Source organism: Martelella sp. HB161492 (assembly GCF_013184775.1).
In the GTDB taxonomy this organism is placed as follows: Bacteria; Pseudomonadota; Alphaproteobacteria; order Rhizobiales; family Rhizobiaceae; genus Martelella.
On sequence record NZ_JAATVV010000001.1, the window covers coordinates 420,166 to 436,775 of the forward strand.

A 16,610-nucleotide genomic window follows, 5' to 3' on the forward strand; every position below is an offset into this window, starting at 1 on the left:
GGGACGAATGGAGAATTGAATGATCGGTGAAAAACTGGATGCGGTGGATGTCAGGATCCTGTCGCTCCTGCAGAAGAATGGCCGCGCCAAGAAAGTGGAACTCGCCGAGGCCGTCGGCCTTTCGCTTTCCTCCTGCTGGGACCGGCTGCAGAAGCTGGAACAGGCCGGCCTTGTGAAAGGCTACCACGCCGAGATCGATCTCTCCCGCATTGTCCGCTGCGAGTTCATCTTCACCACGCTGTCGCTGCAGAATCACACACGGGCGCATTTTGCCCGTTTCGAGCAGGTGGTACGCCAGACGCCCGAAATCATCTCCTGTTTCGCGGTTGGCGGCGGCATCGACTATATCCTGCATATGGCCGTGCTCAGCATCAGCCATTATCAGGATATCATTGACGGGCTGCTGGCCCGCGAACTCGGCATTTCCGTCTATTTCACCTATGTTGTGACCAAGGCCGTCAAGCCCTATGACGGCTATCCGCTCGCCCACCTGCTGGAAGTCGATACGGCGGGTTAAGGCCCGCGCCGGGCTACAGCATTTCCAGCGCTTCAGGTCCGTTCGGCGGCGCGAAAATCCGGTCGAGCATGGCCAGAGTTTCCTCGCTGAGGCTGATTTCGGCAGCTTTGGCATTTTCTTCCACATGATCCGGCCGCGCCGCCTTGGGGATGGCGATCACATGGCTGCGACGCATCACCCATGCCAGCGCCAGCTGGGCCGGTGTCAGATCGAGATCGCCGGCAAGCCGGAACAGCCCGGCCTCACGCAACAGCCTTGCCTGCTCGACCGGTGAATAGGCCATGACCGGAACGCCTTCCTCCTGACACCAGTCGAGAAGGTCCCACTCGATACCGCGCCGCGTGAGATTGTAGAGCACCTGGTTGACGGCAACGGCATCGCCGCCCCCGGTCGCAACCAGCGTCTCCATATCCTCGACATCGAAATTGGACACGCCCCAGTGACGGATCTTGCCCGCCTGCTGCAACCGCTCGAAAGCCTCGACCGTCTCTTCCAGCGGCACGCTGCCCGGCCAGTGCAAAAGATAAAGATCGAGACAGTCCGTACCGAGACGTTTCAGCGAGGCCTCGCAGGCAGACACCGTTCCCTTCAGCGACGCATGATAGGGCAGTACCTTGGAGACGAGGAAAACCTCGTCTCGCCGTGTGGCAATCGCCTCGCCGACCCGGCGTTCGGACCGCCCGTCGCCATACATTTCCGCCGTATCGATCAGCGTCATGCCAAGATCGATGCCGCGATTGATCGCTGCGATTTCCTGGTTGCGCAGGGCCGGATCATCGCCGACATACCAGGTGCCCTGCCCCATCGCCGAAACCTTTTCTCCACCCGGAAGCGTGACCGTCTTCATCGCCTACCCCTTGCCGTTTTCGCGAGCCGTGCCCGCTTCATTGCATGTGTCCATGCTATGCCGGTTATCGGTCGCAAACAACAAAAAGAGCCGGCGCCAGCGCCCGGTCCTCAGACTGTTGACAACATCATTCAGATGACCTGCTTGGGGTAAAATAACCACCCCCTCCGACGTCATCCCCGTGCTTGTCACGGGGGGCGAGGCTCTTCAGGGTATTGGACCAAAAGGGGTTCTGGCCGTGCAGACTCACGGCGGCGTCATAGTTGTGTCAGGTCCAGAGATGATGCCAATTGGGATTGGAAAGCTCTGTCGACGGTCTGGAAGCCTATTCGGCCTTCTGGCTGCTGACAAACCTCGCCCCTATTTTTTGACGTCATGCCTGTGCTTGTCACAGGCATCCAGTCGACGCGCGTCTGCGCGGCGAAAGAACTTTTCTATTCAATGTCTTATGAATATGGATCCCCGTGACGAGCACGGGGATGACGACGGAGGGGGCGGCCATTCCACCCCGAACAGGCAATCTGAACGACTTTGTCAGCTGTCTGAAGGCCTATTCGGCCTTTTCGATCAACAGATCCTGTGCACCTTCCCAAAGGCAAAGACGGCCGATCTCGGGCAGTTTGTCGAGATTGGAGGTGATGGTGATGAAATGGTTGCCGGCAAGCTGGCCCATCTTGGAGGAGAAATCGACGCCACCATAGGCGAGCAGGATTTCAGTCTCGGAAATGCCGCCCGGATAGAGAATGAACTGGCCGGGGGCCGGATGGCTGGTGTGGTTTTCATAGCCGACGCCGAAATCGGTTTCGCCGAGCGGCACCCAGACACCTTCACCCGACCAGCGCACATGCACGACCTGGCTCTTGTAGGGCAGGTGCGGCGCGAAGGCGGCAGCGGTTTTCGGCGCCTTTTCAGTTTCCAGAACGGCGTCGAAAACGAGCGGCCCGGCGGTGATTTTCAGCTTCATTTCATTTCCTTTCAGTGGGCGCAGGGTCAGATCTTGCGGGGGGTGGCGGAGCGGTATTTGCCCTGCCCCTTTTTGCCGGTCAGTGTGCCATTGTCGATGACAACGTCGCCGCCGAGAATGACGGTGGTGGGCCAGCCATTAATCTCCATGCCTTCATAGGGCGAATAGTCGGAGGCATCATGCAGATCGGCGTGGCGGATGGTGCGGGAAACCTCGGGATCCCAGATGGCGATATCGGCGTCGGCGCCAATCGCGATCGTGCCCTTCTGCGGGTAGAGCCCGTAGGTCCTGGCATGGTTGGTCGCTGTCAGTTCGACGAAGCGCTCCATCGAGATCCGCCCCGTGAGCACGCCCTTGGAAAACAGGATCGGCATGCGGGTTTCAACGCCGGGAATACCGTTCGGGATATGGCGGAAGCTGGTCTTGCCCTTGGGCGAAAGCTTGCCGCGCTCGTCATTGTAACGGAAGGGGCAGTGATCGGAGGAAAACAGGTCGAATGTGCCGTTTTCAATGCCGATCCAGCATTCTTCCTGTTCCTTTTCATCGCGCGGCGGCGGTGAGCAGACGAATTTCGCGCCTTCCCAATCCATGCCGTCGAGGTCATCGGCCGTCAGCGTCAGATATTGCGGGCAGGTCTCGCCGGTGATCTTCAGGCCGCGCTGGCGCGCACGGGTGATCTCGTCGCGGGCCTGGCCGTTGGAGACATGAACGATGACGATCGGCACTTCAGCGATCTCGGCGAGCGTGATGGCGCGGTGGGTGGCTTCGCGCTCGACCGCGACCGGACGGGTCGAGGCATGGGCGCGCGGCTTCACATCGCCTTCCAGCTCATGTTTTTCAATCAGGAAGCGGATCGCATCCTCGTTTTCGCAATGGATCATCACCGTCGCGCCGGTCTTGCGGGCAACATCCAGCGTCTTCAGGATCTCGCCATCGGAAAGCCGCAGATCCTCATAGGTCATGAACACCTTCAGCGACTGATAACCATCGGCGACCAGCGCCGGCAGATCCTGTCCGAGCAGGGAATCGCTCGGATCATTGATGATCAGATGGAAACTGACATCGGTGTAGCAATTGCCTTCGGCCAGCGCATGATAGGCTTTCAGCGTTTCACGAAGCGGCTGGCCCTTTTCCTGCAGGCAGAACGGCAGAACGGTCGTGTTGCCCCCGTAAAGCGCGGACAGCGTGCCGGTTTCGAAATCGTCGGCCATCTCGATACCGGGCCCCTGCGGCTGCGAGATATGGACATGGCTGTCAATCCCGCCCGGCAGAACATAGCGCCCAGCGGCATCGATGACGCGCGCCGCGCCTTCGAGCTTTTCGCCGATCTGGACGATCTTGCCATCGCGGATGCCGATCGAGGCGGTGAAGCGGTCCGAAGCCGTGACAACCGTTCCGTTTTCGATAATGAGATCAAAGCTGTTCATCGCTGTTCCTGACTTTCATGCTTTTGGCGTGTCACGTGGCGCTTACGACATCCCGGCGAAGCGGCCAAGTGAAAAGGCCGCAACGGCCCGGCCGCTATCCTGCCCCGTAATGAGGTCGGCGGTGATCTTGCCGACCATCGGTCCGAGCGTATAGCCGTTTGACGTGACGGCGTTGAAAAATCCTTGCCGGCCCGGCGCTTCTCCGAGGATCGGCGCACCATCAATATTGATGTTCATCGCCGCCCAGCTGCGGATAACATGCAGCTTGCGCAGTCCGGGGATGACGTGCTGTGCCACCCAGGCATTGCCCTCCAGGCTCTTCATCAGCGGGCGCGGATGCTGGTGAACGGGATCGAGCCCGGCCGTCCAGCCGCCGCCGATGAGGAAGTTGCCATTGGCGGCCTGTTTCAGCGTCAGATGCCGGTCGGCATGGGCGATCAGCGTCGAAACGGCCGGTGCGGCCGCTTCGGTCACGATCATCTGCAGCGGTGCCCCGAAGACCGGCACGTCGAGCCCGACCATGGCGCCGACACGGGACGAGAAGGCGCCGGCCGCATTGACCACCCGCCCGGCGCGGATGGTGCCGCGCGATGTTTTGACCAGGTAGACGTCCTTCTCGGCCGAGATCGCCGTCACCGCGGTGCGGTCGATCAGGCGCGCACCGGCGGCACGCGCGGCATCCAGCACATGCTGGGTCGCGACCAGAGGATTGATCTTGCCTTCCTGCGGGCACCAGGCCGCACCGACGAAGATCTCGTTCAGCGCCGGCTCCATCTTGCGCAGCATATCGCGGTCGATCACCTGGCAGTCGATGCCATTGGCACGTTCAACGGCCGTCTTTTCCTCCAGAAATCGCAGATGCGCTTCGGTTTCGGCGACCATCAGTCCGCCGGTGATCTTCATTTCGAAGTCCTTGCCGGTCTCGTCCTGAAGCTGCTTCCACAGCGCGATGGAATCACGCTGCAGCGGCAGCGTGCGCGCCGCAGGTCCGCCACCGGCCTCCGCTTTCGCACCATGATCGAAGGACAGAAGCTGGGCGTGGAGACTGCCGGCATTGCCGCCGGAGGCAAGATTGTTGGCAAAGGCGCGTTCAATGACGACGACGTCGACACCGGCACGCGCCAGAAACAGCGCCGTCGAGACACCGGCAATGCCCGCGCCGATGACCACGACATCGGCCTTTTTGACCGGCAGGGGTTCGGCATTTTCCAGTGGCAGTGCGTCCGGCAGAAGCGCGCGCTTGTGGCCGCCCCATTCCGGCTTTTCCACCGCCAGGACGGAAAGCGGTACGGGTCTCAGCGGCATTTGCGGTGCTGCAATGCCGCGTGTCTCGTCCGTCTGCGGCCCCTGGCCGGACAGACGGGCAAGCGTGTGCGAACAGAACCGACCCTGACAGCGGCCCATGCCGGCCCGCGTCAGCCGCTTCAGCGTGGCAAGGTCGGGGGCGATGTCGCCGGAAAGCGCCTTCATCTGGCCATAGGTCACGCCTTCGCAGCGACAGATGACCGTGTCGTCAGCGAGCGCATGGGCGGGATCGGGATCGCGGAACACGGCCCACAGCGCATCCTGAAAGGCGCGGTGGCGCTGGCGCCGTTTCAACAGGGCAGCGGCATCGCCAGCGACCGGCGATTTCAGCTTGGCGGCGATCGCCCGGCCGGCAAGTTCGCCCTCGGCAAGGGCAATCAGTGCCCCGCCGAAGCGGCCGGCCTCACCGACAATATGGACGTGATCCAGCGAGGTCGCACCATCCGCCGCGCGGCGGGCAACAAGCGCGCCGTCAATCACATCATGCGCGCAGCCCAAAAGCCGGGACAGTTCATTGGCCGGCGTGAAATAGCCGCCGATCAGCACGGCATCGGCAGCAATGCGGGTCTCGCCCGCAGGCGTGCTGATCACGGCGCCCTCGACCCGGGCCGTACCGGTGATGGCGGCCAGCCGTGATTTCCAGTGGATCTTCACACCGCCCGCCATCAGCGCGGCAATCTGCTTCGTACCGGCAATCGCCAGCACCGGATCGGCCGCCATCAGCTTCATGCCCGAAGCCGGATGGAGCCAGGGTGCATCGGCAGCCTCGACGAGACCGACGATCTCGGCACCGGCCTTTTTCAGTTCCCGCGCAATCTGGATATTCAGCGGGCCGTTTCCGGCAATCAGGATGCGCTTTCCGGGCAGCGTGCCATAGGCGCGCAGCAGGGTCTGCGCCGCGCCCGCAGTCATGGCGCCCGGAAGCGTCCAGCCGCTGACGGCCGGTGCCCGCTCAAATGCGCCGGTGGCGATGACGATCATTTTCGGAAGGATATAGAAGGCGCTGTCTGCACGAAAGGCGGCGATGCGATGGGTGCCGTCTTCTTCACGTTCCGCACCAAAGACCAATGTCTTGTCGGAGATCGCGACACCGGCAGCAATGGCATCGGCAATCAGCGCCCGGCCGCCTTCGGCCTGCTGATCGCCCTTCAGCCGGCGCGCCGCATCATCCGTCGCTGGCTGCTTGTAAAACTGCCCGCCCGGGAGCGCCCGTTCATCAAGCAGCACAACCTGCAGGCCCGCCAGCGCTGCGGTTCTGGCGGCCTTCAGCCCGCCGGGACCACCGCCAATGACCAGCAGATCGGCAAAGCGGGTTTCCAGCTTTGCCGGCGGGACGGCAAGATCGGCAAGTGCCGGAGAGGCAATGTCAGGCCGGGGCGCGACCCGGGTCACCGCCATGCCGGGTTCAACCGTGGTCATGCAGGCGCGTTGGCCCGTTTTGCCGTCAACCGTCACAAGACAGTCCTGACAGGCGCCCATGCCGCAATAGAGCCCGCGCGCCTCGCCGGATTTTCCGTGCGCGAAGCCCGCTATATCGGCGCTTGCAAGGGCGGCAGCGATGGAGGCGCCGCTTTCGGCGGCAATCGTTGCCCCCTCGAAGGTGAAGGCGATATCGGACCCGTCTACGGACATGACATTTTCCTCAGATCGACACGCTGTTCAGCCCGGGAATTTCAGCCCGAATTCGGCAACCAGCGCCTTCATTGCCTGGTCCTGCGCCTCCGGCAGCGGCAGACGCGGCGGCCGCGGTGCACCCGCCTGAAATCCCATATGGGTCAGAAGCGACTTCGAACCAGCCACATAGGCCTGACCACCGACCGCCTGAATGACGGGAACCCATTTGAAATAGAGTTCGCGTGCAGCGTCATAGTCCTTCTCATCGGCAACAAGCTCGAAAATCCGTGCCATCGGTCCCGGCGCCACGTTGGAGGCAACCGCCACCCAGCCTTCAGCGCCGAGCGTGAAGGATTCATAGCCGAGAATACCGCCAAACACGGTCATGTCATCGCCGGCGAGACGGATGATGTCGCGCACACGGGTCGCTTCCAGCGTCGATTCCTTGACATAGTCGCAGCCCTTAATGGTGGCGAGACGGGCCAGAAGCTCCGGCTTCAGATCGACATTGGAAGTCGCCGGATTGTTGTAGACCATGATCGGAATCGAGATCGCCTCGGCAATCTTCGAATAATGCACGAACAGTTCATCTTCCGTCGGCGTCGAATAGAAGGGCGGGATCACCAGAACGCCATCGGCACCCATGGCCTCGGCTTTGCGGCTGAGCCGAACAGCCTCCCTTGTATCTTCAGCACCCGTGCCGATCAGCACCGGAACGCGGCCGGCAGCGGTCGAAATGACCGTGCGGATGACATCGTCACGCTCGGCCTCGCTCAGCGAAAGGAATTCCCCGGTAGAGCCGAGCGGAATAAGGCCGTGAACGCCCTCGGTGATCTGCCAGTCGGTGAAAGCGGAAAGCGCCTTGAGGTCAACAGCACCGCTTTCGTCATAGGGCGTGATCATCACCGTAAAAACGCCGCGGAATTTCTTGGTCATCTTGGTTCTTCCTGAAGTCGCCAGCCTCGATACCAGGTTCGGTCGCGGCGGATGCGCCGTCTCGGCCGGCACGATCCTGAAACCGCACCGGCTGACCCTACCCACAGAGGCTGCAATTGCATTCTATTGGTATCCCACTTTAATACGCTTGAAATCCACTCCGTGCAAGTCGGATTTTTTCCTTTCGTTCAAGCGCCTTAGCGTAATCGCCGGGCGCAGCGGCATGCCCCGCAGACGCAGCAGGGAGGGTGAACGCTTCGATACGCTGCGCTCAATAATTCTGCAGCACACCTTCCCGCACGACCACCAGATGCCGGCTCATCGCCTGCCGGGCCGCTTCACCATCGCCACGGCGCAGTGCGCCGAGAATTTCCTCATGCTCATGCATGCCGGGTTTGGCCCGCACCACCGGAAGCTGGCGTTCGAAAATCGTCGTGTAGCGGCGCATGTCGTTGATGACCGCCGCCATGAAGGGATTGCCGCTTCTGGCCGCGACATAGCCGTGCAGCGCATTGTCGAAGGCCCAGACGGCTTCGGGGTCGGGCGCGGTATCACCGGCAAGGCGGTCACATTCGGCGGCAATCGCCTGCAGCATCTCCGTCTCGGCATTCTCCGCCGCCCTGGCGGCGGCTTCCGGCTCCAGCAGCTCACGCATGGAAAGGCTGTCGAGATAGTCTTTCAGCGTCACCGTGCGGATGACGAGGCCGACACTGCCGTCGCGGATCAACAGCCCCTCGCCCTCCAGACGGCTGATGGCATGGCGCATCGGCGAGCGGGAAACCTTGTACTGCTCGGCCAGACGCCGCTGCTGAACCGGGCGCCCGCCCGGCAAGCGCGCCGCCAGAATATCCGCCAGCATGGCCTTATAGACCTCTTCGCCCAGATTGACGTCGCTCTCGGATGGTTCACTCATATCCGCTCCCGGAAGGCTTGCATTGAAAGAACAGGCCTCAGGACCTGAGAAAAGACAGAAATAAGGTCCCATTGAAACGGACCATAGGATTTTGCAAAGGCATTCAGTATGCTGGCCGGAGGCAAGGTCTTGCGAAACGGGCCCGATCGTTGCAATGGACAACCTCCGGCATTTCCTTCCTCAACCGATAGACCAGAACCAGTCAAGTGAGCAGCATGCAATTTCAGCACGAGGGCCAGCTTCCGCCAGATGGCAAGGACAAAACCGGGCATAATCTGACGACGCTGACCTATAACGCCATTTCCGACATGATCCGCGACCGCCGGCTGAAGGGCGGCCACGTCATTGTCGAGGCGCGGCTGGCCGAGCTTCTGGGCATTTCGCGCACGCCGCTGCGCGAGGCGCTGCAGCGGCTTGAGGGCGAAGGCATGGTGCGCAAGGGTCAGGGACGAAACTATGTCGTCCGCAAGGTCGATATCGGCGAATATCTGCAAAGCCTGCGGCTCAGGCTGCTGATCGAACCGGAAGCCGCGGCGCTTGCCATTCCGCTGGTGCCGCGCCGGCTGCTTGACAGTATCCGTGCCGAGATTGACGCGCTGATGGGCGCAACCGCCTACCACACCGACGCGCACTGGTTTTCCGATGACCGACTGCACAACATGATCATCGATTTTTGCGGCAATGCCGTGATGGGCAAGGTGCTCACCGAACTGCGCGTCACCACAAGGCTGTTCGAGATCGACCGGCTGAAGGACAGGCTGCAGCCCGATTCCACCGAACATCTGGCGATCCTTGCCGCCATGGAGGCCGGCGATGCCGCAGCGACGCGGCAGACGGTGGCCGCCCATGTGGAGAGCCTGATCGCCTTTGCCCGCAAGAACCTCTGACCGCCGCCGGGCGAACCAGCGTTCAATGCGACAGGATCTTGCCGAGAAAGGCTTCGGTTCTGGCATTATGCTGCTCGCTGAAAAATTCGCCCGTCGGGCGATCTTCGAGGATCTCGCCCTGATCGATGAAGACCATGCGGGTCGCGACATTGCGGGCAAAGCCCATTTCATGGGTAACAATCATCATCGTCATGCCGTCGCGGGCGAGCGATGTCATCACATCCAGCACTTCGGAAATCATCTCCGGATCGAGCGCCGAGGTCGGCTCGTCAAACAGCATCGCCATCGGGTTCATCGCCAGCGCCCGGGCAATGGCGACGCGCTGCTGTTGCCCGCCCGACATCTGGCCGGGATATTTGCCCGCATGGGCGGCAAGGCCGACACGGTCCAGCAGGTCCATGGCATTCTTGCGCGCGGCTTCCTCGCGGCGTCCGAGCACGATCTGCTGCGCCAGCATGACATTCTTCTCGATCGTCAGATGCGGAAACAGCTCGAAATTCTGAAACACCATGCCGACCATGGCGCGCAGATTGGGAAGATCGGTTGCCGGATCATTGACCTCGATCCCGTCGATCTTGATCGAGCCCTCCTGAAAGGGTTCGAGTGCGTTGACGCATTTGATCAGGGTGGACTTGCCCGAGCCCGACGGTCCGCAGATGACGACGACTTCGCCCTTCTCAACCCGGGTCGAACAGTTCTTCAGAACCTGAAAATCGCCGTAGCGCTTGGAAACATTGGAGATTTCGATCATGGTCGCTCTGCCTTGAAAATTTAGGGAAACAGGATGAGGCCAAGGGCCTCAGCGCTTGTCCGCCAGATTCAGCGGACCGGTCGACTGACCGAAATGTTTCTCGATACGCCGCTGCACCAGATCCCAAAGCGTTGTCATCAGCAGATAATAGATCGCCGCCACGGCAAAGAGTTCCAGCACCATGAACTTTTCCTGGATCAGCATCTGCGTGCGGCGCAGCAACTCCTCCATCGAAATGACCGAGGTGACCGAGGTGGTCTTCAAAAGACCGTTGACCGAGTTGCCGAGCGGCGGAATGATGACCTTGAAGGCCTGCGGCATGACGATATAGCGCATGATCTGACGCTCGGTCATGCCCAGGGCGCGGGCCGCGCGCGACTGGCCGTCCGGCACCGCTTCGATACCCGCACGGATGATCTCGGCAAGATAGGCCGCCTCATTGAGCGCGAGGCCAAGAAGGGCCGCCTGCACCACGGAAAAGCGGATCCCAAGCTGCGGCAGGGCCGTGTAGATGATGATCAGCTGCACCAGAAGCGGCGTGCCGCGGAAGAGCCAGATATAGAACTGGGCAAGTCCCCTGACGCCCTTGACCTTCGAGCGCCGCATCATCGCCAGCACAAAGCCGAGCGCCAGCCCGCAGATCAGCGAGACAACCGTCAGCCAGATCGTCGTGACGACGCCGCCAAGGATGAAGGGATTGACCAGATAACCGAAAAAGCCGGACCAGTTCCACAGTGACATTTGAGACCTTTCTGGACGCTGTACCGGGGCCAGCTTGCCTGCGAAGCGGCGCGCCGGGAACAGTGAATACAGGCCGGCGCCCGATCATGGCGCCGGCCCGGACATCAGATCTTAGCGGTTCGGACCGGCAACGGCATAGTCACCGTCAACCATGGCCAGACCATAAGACGAGAACAGGGCTTCAAGCGAACCGTCCGCCTTCATGTCCTTCAATACACCGGAAACGGCGTCCGCCAGCGCCGGGCTCTTGAAGGCGAGCGCGACGGGGGTCGGGAACAGGCCGGAAATCGCACGCTTGAAGTCGCCGCGCGCATCATATTCCTCGGCAACGGCATCGAGCGAAACCACGCCCTGAACCTGACCGGCCCGCAGCGCCTGATAGGCCAGCGCGAAATTGTCGAACGTGCGGATATCAAGGCCATCTTCGCCCTTGGCACGCAGTTCCTTGTCGAGTGCACGGGCCTGGTTTTCCTCGAATCCGCCGATTTCGACGCCGATCGTCATGCCGGCGAGATCATCCTCGGTGGCAACCGTCTTGTCGAAATCATTGCCGACGGAAATGCTGATCGCCTGGTTTTCATAAGGGATCATCTGCATCATCGCGGCACGCTCCGGCGTGAAGAAGATGCCGGTATTGATCATGTCCCAGCGGCCGGATTCGAGGCCCGGGATCATCGCCGAAAATTCGATGCGGACATATTCCGGCGTCAGGCAAAGGCGCTTGGCAATATCCTTGCCGAGCTCGATGCGCATGCCCTGAAGCTCACCCGACGAATCGACGAACTGCAGCGGCGGCAGGGTCGGGTTGGTGGACATGACGAGCGTACCGGGCTTGATCAACTCGGAATCAGCTACTTTGGGGGTGCAATCCTGGGCAAGGGCGGCAGTGCCAAAACCGGTCAGGACGATGGCCGCGCAGGCGGCAAGACTGTTGGAAAGGCGCATGTGATCCTCTGGAGCATTTGGTTTTCGATCGTGATACCGCATCGGCAAATCCTATTTGCGCGCAATTGGTATCCCACTATAATACACAAACCGTCCTTCAATATGCAAGCGTCAATTGCCATGCTGGAAAACAGACCGGTTTTGCCTGATTTCCGTATTAAAAACAGTATGATCGATAAAGGTGAGAATTTGGTGTCGCGATCACTCACGCGTTTCGCCGTCACGCCGACCGGGAATAAAGGCCGGATTCGCACGCCGGCCTGACACCGAGATCCGGCGCGCAGATCCTGTTCGCGAGGACCAGCCCGATGCTTGCCCGACGGACCGCAGCGTCACGGCCAGAAATTCACGGACCGGTCTCGGCGAGACGCTCAGCCTCTGCGACGGCAAGGGCCGCCATCTGCAAAATCGCCTCGCGCGTGGCCGCCACGGCAATGAAACGGGCATTGTGGCAGAAGCGCGCGCCCTTGACGCCTGAGGCGGCTTCGAGATCGGCATCGGTCAGCCCAGCCCAGGCCGCCGGCAGATCTGCACGCTGCTCGAAGCCCTCGTCAAATTTGCGGATGCCGGTGATCGTCCAATCCTTGTCACGCGGGTTGATGACGAACAGCAGATGATCGGCGCCAGCCTTCTTCACCGCCGACTGGAACGGCATGCCGCGCGGCAATTCAAGCACCCGCGACGCCCCGGCAGCGGCAATGGCATCCATGACGATCTTTTCAGCCCGGAATTTTGCCGCCCGCCCGGCAATGACGGCTTCGACAATGGTGCGGGCAATCTGCAGTGCGGTCTCGAACGCGCTTGTCTCCGCATCCGGATCCGTCTCGTCAAAGGCTGGTTTCAGCGATTCGAGCAGCCCCGGAAGCGTCATCTCGGCGAGCAGAGGATCGATGGCAGCCGGCGAGAAAACGCCATTGTCCATCAGATCGATCGGCAGCACGAAACCGCTGTCAAACCGCTGGTGGATCGCCTCCAGATCAATTTCGGGAACATCGAGTGCACGCAGATAGTCCCGGCCGAAATGCCGCCAGATCAGGCCGAAGGAGCTCAAGGGCTGACCGTCATCGCGCAGCGGTGCTTCACGCTGATGATGATCGAAGATCCGCAATCCTGCATCATAGGCGCGTCCGACATCATAGACGACGCGGTCGGGCGCAGGCGTGATCCAGTCCTTGTCTCTGCTCCGAATGATTCTGGCCTCGGGAAACAATCGGGTCAGAATGACAGAAGAGAGCAACTCGTCCGCATGAAATCCTCCGGAATGCGTGACGAGGAAGTCAGTGGTCATCGTTCTGGCGTCTTTCGGCAATGGTTTCAGGTATCAGGCTGTTTAATCAGGCAGCGCATATTAGCGCAATTCCCTATATGCACGATTCTTCTGATGAAGCACGCCTCTTACCATCTCGCAAACGGTTGTCGCGGTCAAACACCGACAATGCCTATCCTGATGTCTTGCCGCTCCCGTTTCCGGCGGGAAATGCCCGGCCGGGCGAACCGCTCTGCTGAAGCCAGCGGCTGCGCCGTTTTGGCGACCATGCAAGCGCAAAACATCAAAGGATCTTCACCGGTTTTTCCCATTGGATCAGCACGACACACCCGTCTTCGGACTGGACAGAATGGATCGTGCCCTCCGGGTTCAAGACCAGCGAGCCCATCGGATAATGGCCGCATTCATCACGCTGCGATCCCTCCAGGACGAGAATGGTCTCGAGCCCCTGATGCAGATGGCGCGGCACGCAGGCGCCGGGCGCATAGCGCAGAAGTGCCACTTCCGGCTCACCGGCCTTCAGGCGGCAGATCTCCACCCCCTCACGGAAAAATTCGAAATCATAGTACCGCCAGCCGCCGCTGAGGAAATCGGAAAAAACCGCAATCTCACTCATGCAAGCGCCTCCACGATCTGATCGGTCTCGGCTGCCCAGCCGACGATCGCGCCCTGGGCGGTGATCATCTCGATCGCAGCCGCCTTGAACGCCGGAAAATAGCTTTCCGTCGCGTCGACCGCCAGCAGGCATTCATAGCCCCGGTCATTGGCCTCGCGCATGGTCGTCTGTACACAGACCTCGGTGGTAACACCGGCAAAGACGAGATGGGTGATGCCGCGCTCCTGCAAAATGTCGGCAAGCGGTGTCGCATAGAAGGCACCCTTGCCCGGTTTGTCGAGCACGATCTCGCCCGCGACCGGATAGAGCTCGGCAATGATATCGGCGCCCGGCTCACCGGCAATCAGGATACGCCCCATCGCCCCCGGATCGCCGATCCTGAGCTTGGGGTTGCCGCGCGCGCGCTTGGCCGGCGGACAGTCGGAAAGATCCGGTCGGTGGCATTCACGTGTATGGATGACGGTGAGACCTGCGGCGCGAAATCCCGCAATCAGCCGCGCCGTCGCCGGAATGATGGCCTGCAGCAATGCCACCTCATTGCCAAGCGTCTCGCCGAAACCGCCGGGCTCGATGAAATCGCGCTGCATATCGATGACAATCAGCGCCGCATTTTCCGACTTGAGATCGAAATCGAAGGGTCTTGCCTTGATGATTGCCATCAGTGATGTCCTGCCATGTGCCGGCCTATCTCACCGATATCGGCACCGGAACCTTGTGTCTCATAGGTGATATGCCCTTCCGACATCACCAGAATGCGGTCGGAGAGTTCGAGGATTTCATCCAGATCCTCGGAAATCAGCAGGACGGCTGCGCCCTGATTGCGCGCGGCCATGATGCGCGCCCTGATTTCGGCAACGGCGGAAAAGTCGAGGCCGAAGCAGGGATTGGCGATGATCAGCAGATCAACCTGACCCGACAGCTCGCGCGCCAGCACTGCGCGCTGGACATTGCCGCCCGAAAGCGCGGCAATTGGCGCAGACAGGGACGCCGTCTTGACCTTGTAGGCGCCGACCAGCCGGTCTGCCTCTCGCATCATCCGCCGCCCATCGAGCCAGAACTGCGGCTTGCCGGCGGAAAAATCGAAATCGCGCAGGAACATATTCTCCGCCACCGTCATCTTCGGCGCGCAGGCATTTTTCAGCGGCTCCTCCGGCAGGTAGCGCACATTGAACCGACGGGCCTCCCTCCGGCTGGCGTGAAATGGCGTATCCTTGACCTTGATCGCGCCCGCTTCCAGCGGCCGCTGACCGGTCAGGATCTCCATCAGCTCCATCTGGCCATTGCCGGACACGCCGGCTATGCCGACAATCTCGCCGGATTTCACCTTCAGATCGGCGATGTCGATGGTCTTGAAGCCCGAGCGGTCAGGCGCTCTTGCGCCTTCGACGCTCAGCACCGGCGTGCCATCAATCGCGACCCGGGCAGCGGGGCGAACCAGTTCCTTCTCACCGATCATCATCGCCGCCATGTCGGCGGTCGAGAGCACAACAACCTTTCCGCCGCCGACATGGACGCCGCGCCGGAGCACCGATACCGCATCGGCAAAGGCGGTCACCTCACGGAATTTGTGGGAAATCATCAGGCAGGTGAGAGCGCCCGCCGTCGTCAGCCCGCGCACCATGCCGAGCAGCTCATCGGCCTCGGACGGCGTCAGCACCGAAGTCGGCTCATCAAGGATCAGGAACCGGCGGCCGAGATAGAGCTGTTTCAACAGTTCCAGCTTCTGTTTCTCGCCGGCCGCAAGCCGCCCGACCGGAATATCGAGCGGCACCTTGAACGGCATGCGTTCCATGAAGCCGGCCAGCGCCTGCTTCTCTTCTCTCCAGTTGATCCGCGCCGGGGCGTCGGCCCGGCTGATCACGAGATTTTCCGCCGCCGTCAGCGACGGAACCAGCGTGAAATGCTGGTAGACCATGCCAAGGCCAAGATCGTGGGCGGAACGCGGATCGGCAATATCAACCTCCCGGCCATCCACCATCATCTGGCCGGATGTCGGGCGGTAGAATCCCATCATGCATTTCACCAGTGTCGACTTGCCAGCGCCATTCTCGCCGAGCAGAACATGGAAGGATCCTGGCTGAACCGTGATCGAGACATCGTTCAGCGCCGTGAAACTGCCGAAACGCATGGTCATGCCATGGGTTGAAACGCCAATGGCGCGGTCTGGGACTTTCGGGGCCTTCAGCGCTGTGATCATGGCAGCGCGCTCACGAGTTTCTCGCTATCGGAGACCGAACCGAACACGCCGCCCTGCATCTTGACCATGTTGATGGCTGCGGCATGATTGCCCGGATCTGTTGCCCCGCAGCAATCCTCCAGAATGACGCACTCAAAGCCGCGGTCATTGGCCTCGCGCATGGTGGTATGGACGCAGACATCGGTGGTGATGCCGGTCAGGATGATGTTCTCGATACCGCGCATGCGCAGGATCAGCTCCAGATCGGTCGCACAGAAAGATCCCTTGCCGGGCTTGTCGATGATCACTTCGCCCGGCAGCGGTGCCAGTTCGTCAATGATCTCCCAGCCCGGCTCGCCGCGCACCAGTATCCGCCCGCAGGGACCTGCATCGCCGATACCTGCGCCGATCTGCTGCGAACGCCAGCGCTTGTTGGGCGGCAGATCGGAAAGATCCGGCCGATGGCCTTCGCGGGTGTGAATGATGTGATAGCCTTTTTCACGCATCGCCGCGAGAACCGCCTTTATCGGTCCGATCGGCGCGCGCGTCAGGCTCAGATCATAACCCATCTTGTCGACATAGCCGCCAACCCCACAGAAATCCGTCTGCATGTCGATAATGATCAGTGCCGTATTGTCCGGGCGAAGATCGCCATTATAGGGCCAGAGATAGGGATCGGCCGTTATGGTGGTCATGGTTCCTTG

General features: G+C 61.2%; 16 protein-coding genes. 2 read left to right on the forward strand and 14 right to left on the reverse strand.

Features of this window, described 5'->3' with window-relative positions; genetic code table 11:
* Nucleotides 1-19 precede the first annotated feature (19 nt).
* The gene (locus HCK86_RS01915; RefSeq protein ID WP_176082765.1) at nucleotides 20-517 is read left to right on the forward strand and encodes an Lrp/AsnC family transcriptional regulator; all 498 of its coding nucleotides are present in this window, start codon (nucleotides 20-22) and stop codon (nucleotides 515-517) included.
* A 13-nt stretch (nucleotides 518-530) separates the two neighbouring features.
* Here the strand turns inward: HCK86_RS01915 and HCK86_RS01920 are convergent, their stop codons facing one another.
* The 6 genes from HCK86_RS01920 to HCK86_RS01945 all read right to left on the reverse strand — a co-directional run bounded on the left by HCK86_RS01920 (nucleotide 531) and on the right by HCK86_RS01945 (nucleotide 8,523).
* Nucleotides 531-1,364: an aldo/keto reductase gene (locus tag HCK86_RS01920; protein WP_176082766.1), complete on the reverse strand. Its 834-nt coding sequence runs from the start codon at nucleotides 1,362-1,364 to the stop codon at nucleotides 531-533.
* Between the two features lie 550 nt (nucleotides 1,365-1,914).
* Nucleotides 1,915-2,328 (reverse strand): DUF3830 family protein, encoded by a 414-nt coding sequence (locus HCK86_RS01925; RefSeq protein WP_176082767.1) that lies wholly within the window; start codon nucleotides 2,326-2,328, stop codon nucleotides 1,915-1,917.
* 26 nt (nucleotides 2,329-2,354) lie between these two features.
* Complete coding sequence (gene hydA / locus HCK86_RS01930) at nucleotides 2,355-3,755, reverse strand: dihydropyrimidinase (RefSeq protein WP_176082768.1); 1,401 nt, start codon at nucleotides 3,753-3,755, stop codon at nucleotides 2,355-2,357.
* Nucleotides 3,756-3,797: 42 nt separating this feature from the next.
* Nucleotides 3,798-6,692, reverse strand: coding sequence for an FAD-dependent oxidoreductase (locus HCK86_RS01935; RefSeq protein WP_176082769.1), 2,895 nt, complete (start codon nucleotides 6,690-6,692; stop codon nucleotides 3,798-3,800).
* Between the two features lie 27 nt (nucleotides 6,693-6,719).
* Nucleotides 6,720-7,610, reverse strand: coding sequence for a 4-hydroxy-tetrahydrodipicolinate synthase (dapA, locus tag HCK86_RS01940; protein ID WP_176082770.1), 891 nt, complete (start codon nucleotides 7,608-7,610; stop codon nucleotides 6,720-6,722).
* 271 nt (nucleotides 7,611-7,881) lie between these two features.
* Nucleotides 7,882-8,523 carry a GntR family transcriptional regulator gene (locus HCK86_RS01945; RefSeq protein ID WP_176082771.1) on the reverse strand — a complete coding sequence of 214 codons (642 nt, stop codon included), beginning with the start codon at nucleotides 8,521-8,523 and terminating at the stop codon, nucleotides 7,882-7,884.
* 215 nt (nucleotides 8,524-8,738) lie between these two features.
* Here HCK86_RS01945 and HCK86_RS01950 point away from each other — a divergent pair, with 215 nt between their 5' ends.
* A complete protein-coding gene (locus HCK86_RS01950) occupies nucleotides 8,739-9,410 on the forward strand; it encodes a GntR family transcriptional regulator (protein WP_176082772.1) in 672 nt (223 codons plus the stop codon).
* Nucleotides 9,411-9,432: 22 nt separating this feature from the next.
* Here HCK86_RS01950 and HCK86_RS01955 read toward each other — a convergent pair whose 3' ends face one another.
* From HCK86_RS01955 to HCK86_RS01990, 8 genes are all read right to left on the reverse strand, one after another.
* Complete coding sequence (locus HCK86_RS01955; protein WP_176082773.1) at nucleotides 9,433-10,161, reverse strand: amino acid ABC transporter ATP-binding protein; 729 nt, start codon at nucleotides 10,159-10,161, stop codon at nucleotides 9,433-9,435.
* A gap of 48 nt (nucleotides 10,162-10,209) precedes the next feature.
* Complete coding sequence (locus HCK86_RS01960; protein WP_176082774.1) at nucleotides 10,210-10,902, reverse strand: amino acid ABC transporter permease; 693 nt, start codon at nucleotides 10,900-10,902, stop codon at nucleotides 10,210-10,212.
* A gap of 111 nt (nucleotides 10,903-11,013) precedes the next feature.
* A complete protein-coding gene (locus HCK86_RS01965) occupies nucleotides 11,014-11,847 on the reverse strand; it encodes an ABC transporter substrate-binding protein (RefSeq protein WP_176082775.1) in 834 nt (277 codons plus the stop codon).
* A 346-nt stretch (nucleotides 11,848-12,193) separates the two neighbouring features.
* Complete coding sequence (locus HCK86_RS01970; protein WP_176082776.1) at nucleotides 12,194-13,135, reverse strand: MYG1 family protein; 942 nt, start codon at nucleotides 13,133-13,135, stop codon at nucleotides 12,194-12,196.
* A gap of 262 nt (nucleotides 13,136-13,397) precedes the next feature.
* Complete coding sequence (locus HCK86_RS01975) at nucleotides 13,398-13,730, reverse strand: cupin domain-containing protein (protein ID WP_176082777.1); 333 nt, start codon at nucleotides 13,728-13,730, stop codon at nucleotides 13,398-13,400.
* Nucleotides 13,727-14,389, reverse strand: coding sequence for a cysteine hydrolase (locus HCK86_RS01980; RefSeq protein ID WP_176082778.1), 663 nt, complete (start codon nucleotides 14,387-14,389; stop codon nucleotides 13,727-13,729). Before HCK86_RS01980 ends, HCK86_RS01975 begins: the two co-directional genes overlap by 4 nt.
* Complete coding sequence (locus HCK86_RS01985) at nucleotides 14,389-15,927, reverse strand: ABC transporter ATP-binding protein (RefSeq protein ID WP_176082779.1); 1,539 nt, start codon at nucleotides 15,925-15,927, stop codon at nucleotides 14,389-14,391. Before HCK86_RS01985 ends, HCK86_RS01980 begins: the two co-directional genes overlap by 1 nt.
* Nucleotides 15,924-16,601 (reverse strand): isochorismatase family cysteine hydrolase, encoded by a 678-nt coding sequence (locus HCK86_RS01990; protein WP_176082780.1) that lies wholly within the window; start codon nucleotides 16,599-16,601, stop codon nucleotides 15,924-15,926. Before HCK86_RS01990 ends, HCK86_RS01985 begins: the two co-directional genes overlap by 4 nt.
* Between the last annotated feature and the right edge of the window lie 9 nt (nucleotides 16,602-16,610).

Excerpts from the sequence above, each read along its gene's own strand:
- HCK86_RS01915 (WP_176082765.1), top strand. The coding sequence starts at position 20 with ATGATCGGTGAAAAACTGGATGCGGTGGATGTCAGGATCCTGTCGCTC.
- HCK86_RS01920 (WP_176082766.1), bottom strand. The coding sequence starts at position 1,364 with ATGAAGACGGTCACGCTTCCGGGTGGAGAAAAGGTTTCGGCGATGGGG.
- HCK86_RS01925 (WP_176082767.1), bottom strand. The coding sequence starts at position 2,328 with ATGAAGCTGAAAATCACCGCCGGGCCGCTCGTTTTCGACGCCGTTCTG.
- hydA (WP_176082768.1), bottom strand. The coding sequence starts at position 3,755 with ATGAACAGCTTTGATCTCATTATCGAAAACGGAACGGTTGTCACGGCT.
- HCK86_RS01935 (WP_176082769.1), bottom strand. The coding sequence starts at position 6,692 with ATGTCCGTAGACGGGTCCGATATCGCCTTCACCTTCGAGGGGGCAACG.
- dapA (WP_176082770.1), bottom strand. The coding sequence starts at position 7,610 with ATGACCAAGAAATTCCGCGGCGTTTTTACGGTGATGATCACGCCCTAT.
- HCK86_RS01945 (WP_176082771.1), bottom strand. The coding sequence starts at position 8,523 with ATGAGTGAACCATCCGAGAGCGACGTCAATCTGGGCGAAGAGGTCTAT.
- HCK86_RS01950 (WP_176082772.1), top strand. The coding sequence starts at position 8,739 with ATGCAATTTCAGCACGAGGGCCAGCTTCCGCCAGATGGCAAGGACAAA.
- HCK86_RS01955 (WP_176082773.1), bottom strand. The coding sequence starts at position 10,161 with ATGATCGAAATCTCCAATGTTTCCAAGCGCTACGGCGATTTTCAGGTT.
- HCK86_RS01960 (WP_176082774.1), bottom strand. The coding sequence starts at position 10,902 with ATGTCACTGTGGAACTGGTCCGGCTTTTTCGGTTATCTGGTCAATCCC.
- HCK86_RS01965 (WP_176082775.1), bottom strand. The coding sequence starts at position 11,847 with ATGCGCCTTTCCAACAGTCTTGCCGCCTGCGCGGCCATCGTCCTGACC.
- HCK86_RS01970 (WP_176082776.1), bottom strand. The coding sequence starts at position 13,135 with ATGACCACTGACTTCCTCGTCACGCATTCCGGAGGATTTCATGCGGAC.
- HCK86_RS01975 (WP_176082777.1), bottom strand. The coding sequence starts at position 13,730 with ATGAGTGAGATTGCGGTTTTTTCCGATTTCCTCAGCGGCGGCTGGCGG.
- HCK86_RS01980 (WP_176082778.1), bottom strand. The coding sequence starts at position 14,389 with ATGGCAATCATCAAGGCAAGACCCTTCGATTTCGATCTCAAGTCGGAA.
- HCK86_RS01985 (WP_176082779.1), bottom strand. The coding sequence starts at position 15,927 with ATGATCACAGCGCTGAAGGCCCCGAAAGTCCCAGACCGCGCCATTGGC.
- HCK86_RS01990 (WP_176082780.1), bottom strand. The coding sequence starts at position 16,601 with ATGACCACCATAACGGCCGATCCCTATCTCTGGCCCTATAATGGCGAT.